The sequence below is a fragment of the Sphingomonas sp. CFBP 13733 genome, from assembly GCF_014841795.1.
Lineage (GTDB): Bacteria > Pseudomonadota > Alphaproteobacteria > Sphingomonadales > Sphingomonadaceae > Sphingomonas > Sphingomonas aerolata.
On sequence record NZ_JACYUP010000003.1, the window covers coordinates 214,075 to 227,134 of the forward strand.

The following is a 13,060-nucleotide window of genomic DNA, read 5'->3' on the forward strand; positions in this document are numbered from 1 at the left end:
CCATGCGTTACATCAGCACCCGCGGCTCGGCCCCCGTCCTCGATTTCGAAGCGGCGACGCTCGCCGGTCTCGCATCCGATGGCGGCCTCTACCTCCCCGATACATGGCCGACGATGAGCCGCGACGAGATCGCCGCGCTCGCCGGCCTCTCCTATGTCGACACCGCGGTCGCCGTCATGGCGCCGTTCGTCGGCGACGCGATGACCCGCGACGAGCTGAAGGCGCTCTGCGACCAGGCCTATGGCCGCTTCTCGCACGCCGCGGTCGTCCCGCTGGTCCAGCTCGACCATGACCAGTGGCTGCTCGAACTCTTCCACGGCCCGACGCTCGCCTTCAAGGACGTCGCGCTCCAGCTGCTCGGCCTCTTCTTCGAACGCTTCCTCGCCGGCACCACCAAGCGCCTGACGATCGTCGGCGCGACCAGCGGCGACACCGGCTCGGCGGCGATCGACGCGGTCGCGGGGCGCGAGGGCATCGACATCTTCATGCTCCACCCCGCCGGCCGTATCTCGGACGTGCAACGCCGCCAGATGACGACGGTGCTCAGCCCCAATGTCTACAACATCGCGATCGAAGGCAGCTTCGACGACGCGCAGGCGCTCGTGAAGGCGATGTTCAACGACCCCGGCTTTTCCGACCGGTTCGCGCTGTCCGCGGTGAACTCGATCAACTGGGCCCGGCTGATGGCGCAGGTCGTGTACTTCTTCTACGCCGCGGTCCGCCTCGGCGCGCCCGACCGCGCGGTCGCCTTCTCCGTGCCCACGGGCAATTTCGGCGACGTCTTCGCGGGCTATGTCGCCGCCCGCATGGGCCTTCCCGTCGCGCGGCTGATCGTCGCGACCAATGTCAACGACATCCTCCACCGCGCGCTCAGCACCGGCGACTATTCGAAGACCGGCGTCGAACAGACCCCGACCCCGTCGATGGACATCCAGGTCAGCTCGAACTTCGAACGCCTGTTGTTCGACCTCGGCAGCCGCGACGGCGCAGCACTCGCCGCACAGATGGCAGGCTTCGAATCGTCTGGCGCGATGCGGCTGACCAACGCGCAGTCGCAAGGGGCGGCGGCGCTGTTCCAGAGCGACCGCGTCGATCTCGACGACATGACGCTCGCGATGCGCTGGGCGCATGAGCATGCCGGCCAGGTGATCGACCCGCACACCGCGATCGGCCTCGCCGCCGCGCTGCGTACCGAGGTGCCGCCCGGCACTCCGATCGTCACGCTCGCGACCGCGCATCCCGCCAAGTTCCGCGACGCGGTCGAGCGCGCGACCGGCGTCCGGCCGTCGCTCCCCGCGCGTGTCGGCGACCTGTTCCAGCGCGAGGAGCGTTACGTCACGCTCCCTGCGACCTTCGACGCGATCACCGCCTATATCGCCGACCGCGCAAAGCCGTCGGCATGAAGACGCTCGACACCCTCATCGGCGAACCCTGGGCGGATTACGGCCTGATCGATTCGGGCCACGGCAAGAAACTCGAACGCTATGGCCGCTTCCGTTTCATCCGCCCCGAACCACAGGCGATGTGGGCCCCCGCCTCTACCGACTGGAAGGCGCAGGGCGAGTTCGTCCCCGGCTCGGACGAGGATGGCGGCGGCCGCTGGGAATTCTCGGAGCCCGTCCCCCGCGAAGGCTGGACGCTCAAGTGGAACGAGGTGTCCTACACCGCGCAGACCACCCCCTTCCGCCATCTCGGCTTCTTCCCCGACATGGCGCCGGTGTGGAGCTGGATGCGCGAGCGCGTCGCCGGGCTCGACAGTCCGGAATGCATGAACCTGTTCGGCTATACCGGCGTCGGCACGCTCGCGATGGCGACCAAGGGCGTCCGCATGGTCCATGTCGATGCGTCGAAGAAATCGGTCGAGGCGGCCAAGGCCAATGCGCGCCTGTCGGGCATGGCCGACGCGCCGATCCGCTGGATGACCGACGACGCCGCCAAGTTCGTCGCGCGCGAAGTGCGCCGCGGTCGTCGCTATGACGGCATCCTGCTCGACCCGCCCAAATATGGCCGCGGTCCCGAGGGCGAGGTCTGGCGGCTCGAGGAGGATCTCCCCCGCCTCATCGCCGACTGCCGCAAGCTGCTCGACGAGAATTCGCGCTTCCTGTTCCTGACCGTCTACGCAGTCCGCATGTCCGCGCTCGCGATCGGCGAACTGCTCAACCAGGTCTTCGCCGACCTGCCGGGCAAGGTCGAGGCGGGCGAACTCGGCGTCCGCGAGGAAACCCGCGGCCTCACCCTCCCCACCGCCATCTGGGCCCGCTGGTCCCGCGACTGACGCGGGACCCGCGCGTCCCTCCTAAATCCGTTCGTGCTGAGCGAAGTCGAAGCACACCCCCGCCCCAACCCAAAACCGTTCGTGCTGAGCGAAGTCGAAGCACCAGCCCCAACACCTGCCCCACACCCAACCTACTCCATCCCCGCCCGCATCGCCGCCCCCGCCACGAACGGCGCCCCCGCCACCAGCACCAGGCTCACCGCGCCGAGCAGCTTGAACGCCCCCGCCCCGCCGACCGGATCGAGCCCGCCTGCGCCAAAGATCAGCAACGGCACCGCGAGCGGCAGCATCACCAGCCCCGCCACCGCGCTCCCGCCGCGCAACCCCGCGACCAGCGCCCCCGTCGCGACCGCGAGCGCCGCGAGCCCCGGCGTCCCGATCGCCAGCCCGATCTCGACCCGCAGCAACGTCGCCCCCGACAGGTCGAGTAACCCCGCTGCAATCACCGCCGCCAGCATCAGCGGCGGCGCGAACGCCGTCCAATGCGCGACGATCTTCGCCGCCGCGACCAGCGCCAGCGACACCCCGCGCACGCGCAACTGGTCGAGCACCCCGCTCTCCAGATCCGGCCCCACCAGCCGCTCGACCGGCAGCAGCGCCGCGAGCAACGCCGCGGCCCAGATCACCCCGCCCCCGACCCGCGCAAGCACCGCCGCATCGGGCCCGATCGCGAACGGAAACAGCACCGCGACCAGCAGGAAGAACGCGACGACCAGCGCCGCCCCGCCCCCCGCATAGCCGCGCCGCACGTCGCGCAAGGTCAGCGCCAGCATCACGCCGCCTCCTCACCCGACAGGACGATTGTCTGCGCCCCCGGAATCGCGAGCGGCAGATGCGTCGCGGCAAGGACGATCCCGCCCCCGCCCCGGTGCCGCGCGATCAGCGCCTCGAGCCGCCCGACCGACGCCGCATCGAGCCCGTTGCCCGGTTCGTCGAGCAGCCAGATCGGCGCGCCCGACGCGACCACGCGCGCCATCGCCACCCGCCGCCGCTGCCCGGTCGACAACATCCGCACCGGCACCCCCGCCAGCGCCGCGAGCCCGACGGCATCGAGCGCCTGCGCGACCGTCACCCCGTCCGCCCCGTCGAGCGCCGCCCAGAACGCGAGCCCCTCGCGTACCGTGCGCTCCGCATCCAGCGCCGCCGCCTCGGCGAGCAGCGCGATGCGCCCGATCGCCGTGGCCTCACCCGCGGCGGGCGGCAACAGCCCCGCGGCGATCCGGATCAGGCTCGATTTGCCGACACCGTTCGGCCCCGCAACGACCGCCGCGTCGCCCGCCGCGAGCTCGAACGACACGTCGTCGAACAGCCGCCGTCCGCCGCGGTCGCAGGCGACACGGCGACACGCCAGGCTCACGCCGCGGCGTCTTCCAGCGCATGCATGTCGTCGTCGCTCAGCCCAAAATGATGCCCGATCTCGTGGATCGTGACATGCGCGACCAGATCGTCGAGCCGCACCCCGGTCTCGATCCATTCCTCGAGGATCGCCCGCCGGTACAAGGTGATGCGATCGGGCATCGCGCCGGTATCCATCGACGATTTCTCGCCCAGCGGCCGCCCCTGATACACCCCCGACAGGTCGAGCGGATGCTCGATGCCGAGCTCTGCCAGCGTCTCCTCGTCGGCGAATTCCTCGATAGCGAAGACGACGTCGCCCAGATGCACGCGGAATTCGGCGGGCAGCCGCGCGATCGTCGCGCGCCCGATCGCTTCGATCGCAGCCGCATCGGGCGCGAGCCCCTGCGTATCGCCATGGATTGTCGCTTGCCCGCTCATGGCTCCAGCCATACGCGTTGGCGATCCATAGCTGCAAGGGTACGCGAATGATCGAGGCACTGAACGAGACCGAGCGGGCCGAGGCGCTCGATGGACTCGACGAGTGGGATTATGACGATGGCCGCGACGCGATCACGCGGACGATCGTGTTCGCCGATTTCGTCGAGGCATTCGGCTTCATGACCCAGGTCGCGCTGATCGCCGAGCGCGCCAACCATCATCCCGAATGGAAGAATGTCTGGAACCGCGTCGAGATCCTGCTCACCACCCACGACGCCGGCGGCCTCTCCCCCCGCGACATCGAAATGGCCGAAGCCATCGACGCCATCGTCGGCGACTCCTGACGGCACTAACCCCGTCATCCTGACGCCCCCCGTCATCTGACCCCTCCCGTCATCCTGACGAAAGTCAGGATCCAGAGCCCCAAACGGCAACGCCCGTGACTCTGGGTCCCGGATCAAACCCGGGATGACGGAAGCCCCCCCCTAGCGCTTCACACTCCGCCGCATCCGCTTGCGCAGCGACCCCGGCATCCAGCGCGCGGCGAATGCCATGCGGTGCGCGGTCTTGCCGACATAGGTGTGGACCGCGTTGCCGTGCACCGCCGCCCAGGCCGCGTCGGCGACCGCCTCGACCCCGGTCAACTCGAGCCCCGCGCCCGTCACCGTCTCGCGGATCGACCGGTTCGATCCCCCCGCGGTCGTGTTCAACAACGGCGTGTCGATGAAGCTCGGCACGATCGCGCGCACCTTGATCCCGTCGCCCGCCCATTCGCCGTCGAGCGCCTCGGTGATCGCGCGCACCCCGAACTTGGTCGCCGAATAGGGCGTCAGCCCCGACGAGCCATAGATCGCCGACGCCGATGCGGTGTTGAGCAGGCACGATCCCGGCGTCCGCTTCAGATAGCCATGACCGATCTTCGCGCCGTTCAGCACGCCGACCAGGTTGACCCCGACCACCCGGTCGATCTCGGCGAAGTCGGTCGTCGCGAGCGGCCCGCCAGAGCCGATCCCGGCATTGTTGAACAGCACGTCGAGCCGCCCGCCCGTCACGGCCGTGAACGCATCGAGCGACGCCACCCACGCGTCGCGGTCGCGCACGTCCATCACATAGGTCGACGCCCCCTCGGGCAGCAGCGCCGCGGTCTCGGCCAGCCCCGCGGCGCTGACGTCCGCCAACCCGATCCGCCAGCCCTTGCGCGCGAACAGCAAAGCGGTCGCGCGGCCGATCCCCGAACCGCCGCCGGTGATGAATATGCTCTGCTGGCTCATGGCCGATCCTCTCCGTTTGATTTTGCGGTATGTTTCCCGCATCCTGCGCCCAGATGCCAGATCAATCTCCAGCGCTCGCTTTCGAACGCGTCACCAGGGCTTACGGCGCGACGATCGCGGTCGATGCGGTCTCGCTCGAGATCGCGGGCGGCAGCTTCGTCGCGCTCGTCGGCACGTCCGGATCAGGCAAGTCGACCCTGCTGAAAACGATCAACCGCCTCGTCGAGCCCAGCGACGGCCGCGTCCTGCTCGACGGCACCGACGTCACGCACGGCCCCGCGCCCGCGCTGCGCCGCCTGGTCGGCTATGTCTTCCAGAATATCGGCCTGTTCCCGCACATGACGATCGCCGAGAACATCGCGATCGGGCTGCGCATCGCCGGCCGCGGCGACGAGGCGGATGTCGGCGCGCTGCTCGAACTCGTCGACCTGCCGCGCGGCATCGCCGGACGCCTGCCCGACGCGCTGTCGGGTGGCCAGCGCCAGCGCGTCGGCATCGCCCGCGCGCTCGCACCCGGGGCAAAGCTCCTGCTCCTCGACGAGGCGTTCGGCGCGCTCGATCCCGTCACCCGCGACGCGCTCGGCACGCGCATCCGCGAGCTGCACGACCGGCTGGGCCTCACCACCATCCTCGTCACGCACGACATGGCGGAGGCCTTGCTGCTCGCCGACCGCGTGCTCGTCATGAAGGCCGGGCGGATCGTCGCCGATGCGACCCCCGCCGCGCTCGTCGCGGGTGAGGGCGGCGACGACGCCCAGGCTTTGGTCCAGGTCCCGCGCGCGCAGGCCGACCGCCTCCGGGCGCTCGTCGCATGAGCGCGTTCCTCGACGCGCTGACCCGCGTGCCGCCCTTGCTCGCCAGCCACGTCCTGCTGTCCGCGGCGGCGCTGATGCTCGGCATCGCGATCAGCCTGCCGCTCGCCATCTGGTCCGCGCGCAACGCCGCGGTCGCGCGCGTCGCGCTTGGTTTCGCCAGCCTCGTCCAGACCGTCCCCAGCCTCGCGCTGCTCGCACTCTTCTATCCGCTGCTGCTCAGCCTGTCCGCGCTGGTCGGCGGCGGGATCCCCGCTTTGGGCTTCCTCCCCTCGCTGATCGCGCTCACGCTCTATGCGCTGCTGCCGATCCTGCGCAACGCGGTCGCGGGGCTGCAGGGGCTCGATCCCGCGGTGTCGCAGGCCGCCGACGCGGTCGGCATGACGCCCGCGCAGAAGCTCCGCCTCGTCGAGGCCCCGCTCGCCGCCCCCGTCGTCGTCGCCGGCATCCGCACCGCCGCGGTCTGGACGATCGGCGCGGCGACGCTGTCGACCACGGTTGGCCAGCCGAGTCTGGGCGACCTGATCTTCGCCGGGCTCCAGACGCAGAACTGGGCACTCGTCCTCGCCGGCTGCGTCAGCGCGGCGGCGCTCGCGCTTATCGTCGACGCGCTGATCGGCGGGATCGAACAGGGCATCCGCGCACGTCGCCGCTGGCTGTGGATCGCGAGCGCCGCGCTGCTGGTCGCAGGGACCGCGCTCGCCACCGCGCCGCTCTGGCCCCGCGGCGGCGGCGGCGACCGGACGGTCGTCGTCGGCGCGAAGAATTTCTCCGAGCAATATATCCTCGCGCGGCTGATCGGCGACCGGCTGACGCGCGCGGGCTACACCGTCACCTATCGCGACGGGCTGGGCTCCGCGCTCGTCTTCGGTGCGCTCGCAGGCGGCGATATCGACGTCTATGTCGATTATGCCGGCACGATCTGGGCCAACGAGATGAAGCGCAGCGACGTGCCCGAGCGCACCAAGATGGTCGCCGATATCGGCGCTTGGGCGAAGAGCACGCACGGCGTCGGCCTGGTCGGCACGCTCGGGTTCGAGAACGCCTATGCCTTTGCGATGAAGGCGGACGTGGCGCGCCGCCAGCGCATCGCGAGCCTCGACGATCTGGTGAAGGCCGCGCCCGGCCTGACGCTCGGCAGCGACCTCGAATTCCTCGAACGCCCCGAATGGGCGGCAGTGAAACGCGCCTATCCGCTCCGCTTCGCACGCACCACGCCGTACAGCCCGACCTTCATGTACCGCGCGCTGCAGAGCGGCAAGGCGGACGTCATCTCCGCCTTTTCCTCGGACGGCCGGATCGCCGCGGACAAGCTGACTGTGCTCACCGACCCGCGCCACGCGATTCCGGGCTATGACGCGATCCTGATGGTCGCCCCCGCCCGCGCGAATGACGCGCGCTTCACCGCAGCGCTCCGCCCGCTTATCGGCCGCATCCCGGTCGAGGCGATGCGCACCGCCAACTACCAGGTCGACCGCGACACCGACAAACAGACCCCCGAAGCCGCCGCCCGCTGGCTCGCGAGCAAGATCGGCCTCTAACCCCACCCGTCATCCTGACGAAAGTCAGGATGACGCGAGCCTCAGAAAAACAGCTTCCGCACGCTCAACCGCACCGTCCGCCCCAGCGGATCGAGATAATCCGGCTGATAGGTATTCGGCACCGCCCCGCTCGCATCCGTCACCCGCTGCCGCGTGTTGAACACATTGTCGACCGACAGCGTGACGCGCATCCCGCGCAGCCACGGCCGCGCCTTCACCCATTCGAGCCGCTGCCCCAGATCCGCGAACAGCCGCACGTTTGCGGTCGCCAGCCCGCCGAAATTGAGCGTCTCGGGCGCCGCCGCGGTCCCGCCATCGACCCGCGTGCCCTCCGCGTAATTCGCCGACAGCCGCGCGCCGAGCCCGTTGTTGCTATAGCCCGCCTGCGCCTCGAGGCTGTGCCGCGCCGACCCGCCATTATTGCCGATCGCATCGCCGTCGAGCAGGTTCAGGCTCGGCCCGCCCTCCGCGACCAGCACGCGGTCGGTAAAGCGCCAGGTGTGATACAGCGCGAACTGCACGCGCCCGCCGCCCTGCCCGCGCCCGCCGCGCCCGAAGCCGCCGCCCCCGCCGCCCGGACCGCCCGGGCCACCGCCGCCACGTCCCTCACCCGGCCCGGCGCCTTCGCCCCGCGGTCCTTCACCCCGCGCGCCTTCACCCCGCCCGCCTTCACCCCGAGGCCGCCCGCCGCCCGGCGGCTGCATCCCGGCAAACGGATTGGGCCCCGTCCCCGCGCGAAACGCCTCGAGCTCGCGCTGGATCTTCGACTTCAGCGGCGCGGAGAAATTGATCCCCCAGCGCAGTTCGGAGCGTTCGCTGCGCGCGAAATTGATCGGCCGCCGGTCGACCTGCAACAGTGCGCCCGTCGCGTCGCGGACGAACCGGTCGGGAAACGCCGCCTCGATCGCCGCGGTCGCGGCCGGGAAGGCGGCGATCGGATTGTCGGTCCGGCTGTCGACATAATTGGCGGTCAGCGTCACCTCGCGCCCTGCCCAGGGCTTCACCGTCAGCCCCAGCTTGGTCACGCGGTTATTGTCCGCGCTCAGCCCGGGATTGCCGCCGCTGATCGTGGTGACGGTCGCGGTCGTGCCCTGGACATAATCGAACACGCGGACATTGGGCGTCGTGATCGACGGATTGCCCAGCTGCTGCGCGGTCGGCGCCTGGTCGGTGTCGGTCACCGACGCGATCAGCCGCACCGCCGGGATCGGCGCCCAGTTCGCGCCGTAACCAAGCGTGGTCAGCGTGCCGAAATCCGACAAATGATCCTGCGCCAGGTTGAAGTTCGCCGACAGCGTGCCGAGGAACGGCAGCACGTCCTTCGACCGGCTCGCGATCGGCAGGTCGACATTGACCTGGCCGTTGACCGTGTCGCGCGCCACCTGGCCGCGCTGCGCGAACCCGCCGCGATCCGACCGGCTGTCGAAATCGGCGGTCTCCGCGCCCAGCTTGAGCGTCGTCGACACGTCGCCCGCGGGCAGCGCGAACAGCCGGCCATTGGCGACCGCGTCGATCCCGCCGATGCTCTGCGTCGCATAGGCGCGGTTGCCCGCCGCCGCGCCGATATCTGCCGCGGTCAGCGTGCCCAGCGGCACCGCGGTCGGATCGCCCGCCGCCAGCCGCGCATTGAACGCGCCCGCATCGACGCCCGTATCGGTGAAGGTCTGCGTATCGCTGCGATCGTAATTGCCCGTCACCGTCCAGCGCCACGTGCCGACATCGCCGTTCAGCGTCGTCCCCAGATGCGCCGCGATCGACGACGCGCGCTGCGCCAGCGGCAGGAAGCCCGGATCGTCGAGCGCACGGTTGATCACGCTGCCGTCCGCCAGCGTCAGCGCGGCGACGGGCAGGCCGTTCAGGCTGCGGCTGTCGGTCGATTCGAGCCGTCCGTTGATCGTCGCGCCGACATTGCCGAAGATGTTGCGCGCATAGACGCTGTTCGCGGTGAAGGTACTCGTCTGGCCCTGCAGCGTGCGGAACGGCGTCGGATCGACGACCGTGCCGCCCGCTCCCACCGCCCCGCTGCCGTTGCCCCCCGCGATCGGCACGATGTCGCGCTCGGCCTCGGTCAGCGCCGAACTCGTCGTATATTCGGCATGCAGGTTCACCCGCCGGTCGCGCGCGATCGTCAGCAGGTCGAGCTTGGCCTGCGGCGTGTTCGTCCCCCCCTCGGTCGGCATCCGGTCGATCGCCTCCGCGGTCACCGCGCGAAAGCGGCGGCGCAGCACGAAGTTCACGACCTTCTGGTCCGCGCGATAGCCATATTTCAGCGCGACCTCCTCGGGCAGGATCTCGACGCGCTGGATCGCCTCGGTCGGGATGTCGCGGATTTCCGAAAAGCTCGAGATCCGCCGCCCGTTGAGCAGCACCACCGGCGCGCCCCCGCTGCCGCGCCCGCTCGTCGTCTGCGGGCTGAGTTCGGCGAGCAGGTCGGACACCGAGCTGACGCCGTAGGAGCGGATGTCCGCCTGGCCGAGCGTCTGGTCGGGCGGAATGTCGCCGACCACCGATCCGGGCAGCTTGCGCGATCCGGTGACGACGATCTCCTCGCCCTCGACGCTATCCTCCGGCTCGGCGGCGGCGCCGTCCGTCTGCGCGCCCTCTGTCGCTGGCACCGGCGCAGGCGCCTGTTGCGCCGCCGCCATCGCCGGCAGGCTCACCGCCAGCATCAAACCCAGTGTACGCATAACCCTGACATCCCATCGACCTGACCCCGGCACCTAGGGGCCAATTGTCGCAGGATTATGCCGCTTCACCGCGCCGCGTCGGTCGGTCCGGCCATGATTCCGGCGGCCCCGGCGGCGGCCCCGACGGCGGGGGGCGTCCCGATCAGCTCCATCCGCGTCGTCGTCGCGCCGAGATCGATCCCCGCCTCGCGGAACTGGCGCAACAGCGTGAACAGCAGCGCGCTGCGCACCGGATAGGCGTCGCGCGGGCTCGCGACATAGGCGAAGCAGTTGAGCTTCGCGCGGCCGCCATCGACCGAATCGATGAACACCTTCACCTCGGGATCGTCGAGCACCTCGCTCTGGTCGGCAAAGGCGGTGAACAGCATCGTCCGCACCGCGTCGAGATCGCTCTCGATCGGCACCGAGAATTGCAGCTGGATCCGCCCGATCGGCGCGGCCAGCGTCATGTTCTGGATCGTCTTGGTGATCAGCTCCGAATTGGGGACGATCAGCGTCGATCGGTCCGCGACCTGGATCTCGGTCGACCGCACGTTGATCCGCTTCACATCGCCCTCTTGGTTGCCGATCCGCACCCAGTCGCCGATCTTGACCGGCCGCTCGGCGAGCAGGATCAGCCCCGACACGAAATTCTGCGTGATCGCCTGCAGGCCGAAGCCGATGCCCACCGACAGCGCACCGAGCACCACCGCCAGCTTCTCCATGCCGATGCCGAGCGCGGCGAGCGCCCACAGCACCGCGGCGATGATCCCCGCATAGCGCGCGACCATCGTCACCGAATTCTGCGCGCCCGCGTCCATCGCGGTCGTCGGCAGGTAACTGTTGACCAGCCAGTGCTGCAGCCCGCGCATGATCGCCAGCGCAACGAACAGCACCGCGATCGACCGCAGCACCGCGCCAGGCGATATCGTGATCTCGCCGACCGTGATCCCGCCCGCAAGCGTCCCGAACAGCTCGAACACCGACGTCACGCCCGCCCCGAACGGCGCCATCACCGCGCCGAACGCCAGCATGATCAGCATCAGCCGCAGCACCGCCGACAGCAGGACGCCGATCTGGTCGACCGTCCGGTTGCCGACCCCGAAGCCGCTGTTCGCGCTGCGGCCGATCCGGTTGCTGCTCGACAGCGCGGCGCGGCAGGCGTCGTCGGTGAAGGTCATCATCAGGTACAGCGTCGCGCCGACGATCGCCCCCCACACCATCCACTGCGCGGTCTTCAGCGCGAAATTGACGTATCCGGTCAGCGTCGCGACGAACGCGACCAGCACCGCCAGCCACACGACCAGCGCGACGATCGCGAGCAGGCTGTTGCGGGCGGGCTTCTCGGGATCGGGCTGTGCCGCCGCCCTCAGTCGCCCGAGCGCGACCAGCACGCCGGCGATCAGCGCCAGGTGGAGCAGCGCGATCAGCGCGTTTGCCGCGGTCGACGCCGCCGCACTCGCGCCGACCAGCGCGTTGGCGGTGATCAGCAGCTGGCCGAAGAACACCAACCCCGCCGCCGCCCAGGTGAAGGGGCGCAGCGTCTGCGCTGCGCTGTCGCCGATCGGCAACAGCCGCCAGCTCGGCTGCGCGCGCAGCAGCAACGCGCCGCCCAACGCCGACAGGAAGGCCGCAAAGAACGACAATCCGACAAAACGCGTCGCGATCTGGTCGAACGCGGGCGACAGCAAGGCGGACCAGCGCAGCGACTGGACGAACGCCAGCGCGGCGAATCCGGGCAACATCGTGCCGATCACCACCAGCCACAGCGCATAGGCGGACCGCCGGATCCGCCCTCCCGGCGCATGATCGGTCGCATAGCCGCGCCCCAGCCGGTGGAGCGCACCGCGCACCGGCACGAGCAGCACCAGTGCCGCGAGCAGCCCGGTCAGCGCGATGATCGCCGCCTGCATGTCGAACCGCTGGACGAACTGGCGCACGCCGGTCGCCGCGAACCGGTTCAGCCGCGCCGTGTCGCGCGGCAGGTGATCGATGATCGCGGTCCACAGTGTCGGCGACAGCGGCGACGCGCTGCGCTCGGACAGTTGCTGGCCCAGCTCCTCCGCCTCGGCCGCACCGATATCGTCGATCTGCTGCTTGGCCTCGACCCCGATCAGCCGCGCGCGCTTGATCGCCGAATCGATCGCCGACTGGCTCTGCGCGAGCAACCGGCGCTGCTGGCGGATCTCGGGCGCCTCGACCACCCCCGGCGTCGCCGCGCCCAGCTCGGTCACCCGCGCCTGGACCAGCGCCATTTCGGGCGTCAGCACCCTGACCGCCTCCGCCGCGGTCGCCTGCACCGCCTCCGCCCGCGCCCGCAACGCCTGCCGCGCCGCATCGTCACGCGCCTCGACCGCCGCATCGTCGACCGCCTGCAACTCCGCCGACGCCCGCGTCAGCCCCGCCGCCACCGACGCCACCTTCGCCTCGTCCTGCGCGACGGCAGGCACAGCGGACACGAGCAACAGCAACGCGGCGAAATAGCGGGGAACGATCATCCGCCCGGCTCTACAGCGTCACAGCCAAAAACGGGAGAGCCCGCCGCCATGGCCCGCCCTCCCTACACACCACCCCGGCGAAGGCCGGGGCCCAGTTGGGAAGGCTGAAGTAACGACGCGCAGCATCAGCCCAGCCACGTCCCCCAACTGGACCCCGGCCTACGCCGGGGTGGTGGACCCCTTGTTCTCCCGCGAAGGCGGGAGCCCAGTCTGGGTCCCCG

At 70.2% G+C, this 13,060-nt stretch carries 11 protein-coding genes; 5 read left to right on the forward strand and 6 right to left on the reverse strand.

The genetic code is table 11. The features are described 5' to 3' along the window. The first annotated feature begins 2 nt into the window (after positions 1–2). Together thrC and IFT71_RS09540 are read left to right on the forward strand one after the other, a co-directional pair. Positions 3–1,403 carry a threonine synthase gene (gene thrC, locus IFT71_RS09535; protein WP_192140514.1) on the forward strand — a complete coding sequence of 467 codons (1,401 nt, stop codon included), beginning with the start codon at positions 3–5 and terminating at the stop codon, positions 1,401–1,403. Then, complete coding sequence (locus tag IFT71_RS09540) at positions 1,400–2,275, forward strand: class I SAM-dependent methyltransferase (protein WP_056017567.1); 876 nt, start codon at positions 1,400–1,402, stop codon at positions 2,273–2,275. The genes thrC and IFT71_RS09540 overlap by 4 nt, the downstream gene beginning before the upstream one ends. Positions 2,276–2,406: 131 nt before the next feature. On the opposite strand, the gene IFT71_RS09545 is transcribed toward IFT71_RS09540, so the two are convergent. From IFT71_RS09545 to IFT71_RS09555, 3 genes are read right to left on the reverse strand one after another with little or no spacing between them, the layout of a single operon-like run. Then, positions 2,407–3,048 carry a heme exporter protein CcmB gene (locus IFT71_RS09545; protein WP_192140516.1) on the reverse strand — a complete coding sequence of 214 codons (642 nt, stop codon included), beginning with the start codon at positions 3,046–3,048 and terminating at the stop codon, positions 2,407–2,409. Then, entirely contained in the window at positions 3,048–3,632 is a 585-nt protein-coding gene (ccmA, locus tag IFT71_RS09550) for a heme ABC exporter ATP-binding protein CcmA (RefSeq protein ID WP_192141308.1), read from the reverse strand. The genes IFT71_RS09545 and ccmA overlap by 1 nt, the downstream gene beginning before the upstream one ends. Next, the gene (locus IFT71_RS09555; RefSeq protein WP_244654856.1) at positions 3,629–4,051 is read right to left on the reverse strand and encodes a metallopeptidase family protein; all 423 of its coding nucleotides are present in this window, start codon (positions 4,049–4,051) and stop codon (positions 3,629–3,631) included. The genes ccmA and IFT71_RS09555 overlap by 4 nt, the downstream gene beginning before the upstream one ends. Positions 4,052–4,098: 47 nt before the next feature. On the opposite strand from IFT71_RS09555, the gene IFT71_RS09560 reads away from it, so the two are divergent. After that, the gene (locus tag IFT71_RS09560) at positions 4,099–4,395 is read left to right on the forward strand and encodes a 4a-hydroxytetrahydrobiopterin dehydratase (protein WP_031394518.1); all 297 of its coding nucleotides are present in this window, start codon (positions 4,099–4,101) and stop codon (positions 4,393–4,395) included. 141 nt (positions 4,396–4,536) lie between these two features. Here the strand turns inward: IFT71_RS09560 and IFT71_RS09565 are convergent, their stop codons facing one another. Further along, a complete protein-coding gene (locus IFT71_RS09565; protein WP_192140520.1) occupies positions 4,537–5,322 on the reverse strand; it encodes an SDR family oxidoreductase in 786 nt (261 codons plus the stop codon). 53 nt (positions 5,323–5,375) lie between these two features. On the opposite strand from IFT71_RS09565, the gene IFT71_RS09570 reads away from it, so the two are divergent. Together IFT71_RS09570 and IFT71_RS09575 are read left to right on the forward strand one after the other, a co-directional pair. After that, entirely contained in the window at positions 5,376–6,137 is a 762-nt protein-coding gene (locus tag IFT71_RS09570) for an ATP-binding cassette domain-containing protein (protein ID WP_192140526.1), read from the forward strand. Then, complete coding sequence (locus IFT71_RS09575; protein ID WP_192140528.1) at positions 6,134–7,675, forward strand: ABC transporter permease/substrate-binding protein; 1,542 nt, start codon at positions 6,134–6,136, stop codon at positions 7,673–7,675. The genes IFT71_RS09570 and IFT71_RS09575 overlap by 4 nt, the downstream gene beginning before the upstream one ends. A gap of 41 nt (positions 7,676–7,716) precedes the next feature. Here IFT71_RS09575 and IFT71_RS09580 read toward each other — a convergent pair whose 3' ends face one another. Together IFT71_RS09580 and IFT71_RS09585 are read right to left on the reverse strand one after the other, a co-directional pair. Then, positions 7,717–10,362 (reverse strand): TonB-dependent receptor, encoded by a 2,646-nt coding sequence (locus IFT71_RS09580; protein ID WP_192140530.1) that lies wholly within the window; start codon positions 10,360–10,362, stop codon positions 7,717–7,719. 65 nt (positions 10,363–10,427) lie between these two features. Continuing rightward, positions 10,428–12,839, reverse strand: a complete 2,412-nt coding sequence (locus IFT71_RS09585) for a DUF3772 domain-containing protein (protein WP_192140532.1) — start codon at positions 12,837–12,839, stop codon at positions 10,428–10,430. Positions 12,840–13,060: the final 221 nt, after the last annotated feature.

What these genes read in the sequence shown, in the direction of transcription:
- thrC (WP_192140514.1), top strand. Translation starts at nt 3, where the DNA reads ATGCGTTACATCAGCACCCGCGGCTCGGCCCCCGTCCTCGATTTCGAA.
- IFT71_RS09540 (WP_056017567.1), top strand. Translation starts at nt 1,400, where the DNA reads ATGAAGACGCTCGACACCCTCATCGGCGAACCCTGGGCGGATTACGGC.
- IFT71_RS09545 (WP_192140516.1), bottom strand. Translation starts at nt 3,048, where the DNA reads ATGCTGGCGCTGACCTTGCGCGACGTGCGGCGCGGCTATGCGGGGGGC.
- IFT71_RS09555 (WP_244654856.1), bottom strand. Translation starts at nt 4,051, where the DNA reads ATGAGCGGGCAAGCGACAATCCATGGCGATACGCAGGGGCTCGCGCCC.
- IFT71_RS09560 (WP_031394518.1), top strand. Translation starts at nt 4,099, where the DNA reads ATGATCGAGGCACTGAACGAGACCGAGCGGGCCGAGGCGCTCGATGGA.
- IFT71_RS09565 (WP_192140520.1), bottom strand. Translation starts at nt 5,322, where the DNA reads ATGAGCCAGCAGAGCATATTCATCACCGGCGGCGGTTCGGGGATCGGC.
- IFT71_RS09570 (WP_192140526.1), top strand. Translation starts at nt 5,376, where the DNA reads ATGCCAGATCAATCTCCAGCGCTCGCTTTCGAACGCGTCACCAGGGCT.
- IFT71_RS09575 (WP_192140528.1), top strand. Translation starts at nt 6,134, where the DNA reads ATGAGCGCGTTCCTCGACGCGCTGACCCGCGTGCCGCCCTTGCTCGCC.
- IFT71_RS09580 (WP_192140530.1), bottom strand. Translation starts at nt 10,362, where the DNA reads ATGCGTACACTGGGTTTGATGCTGGCGGTGAGCCTGCCGGCGATGGCG.
- IFT71_RS09585 (WP_192140532.1), bottom strand. Translation starts at nt 12,839, where the DNA reads ATGATCGTTCCCCGCTATTTCGCCGCGTTGCTGTTGCTCGTGTCCGCT.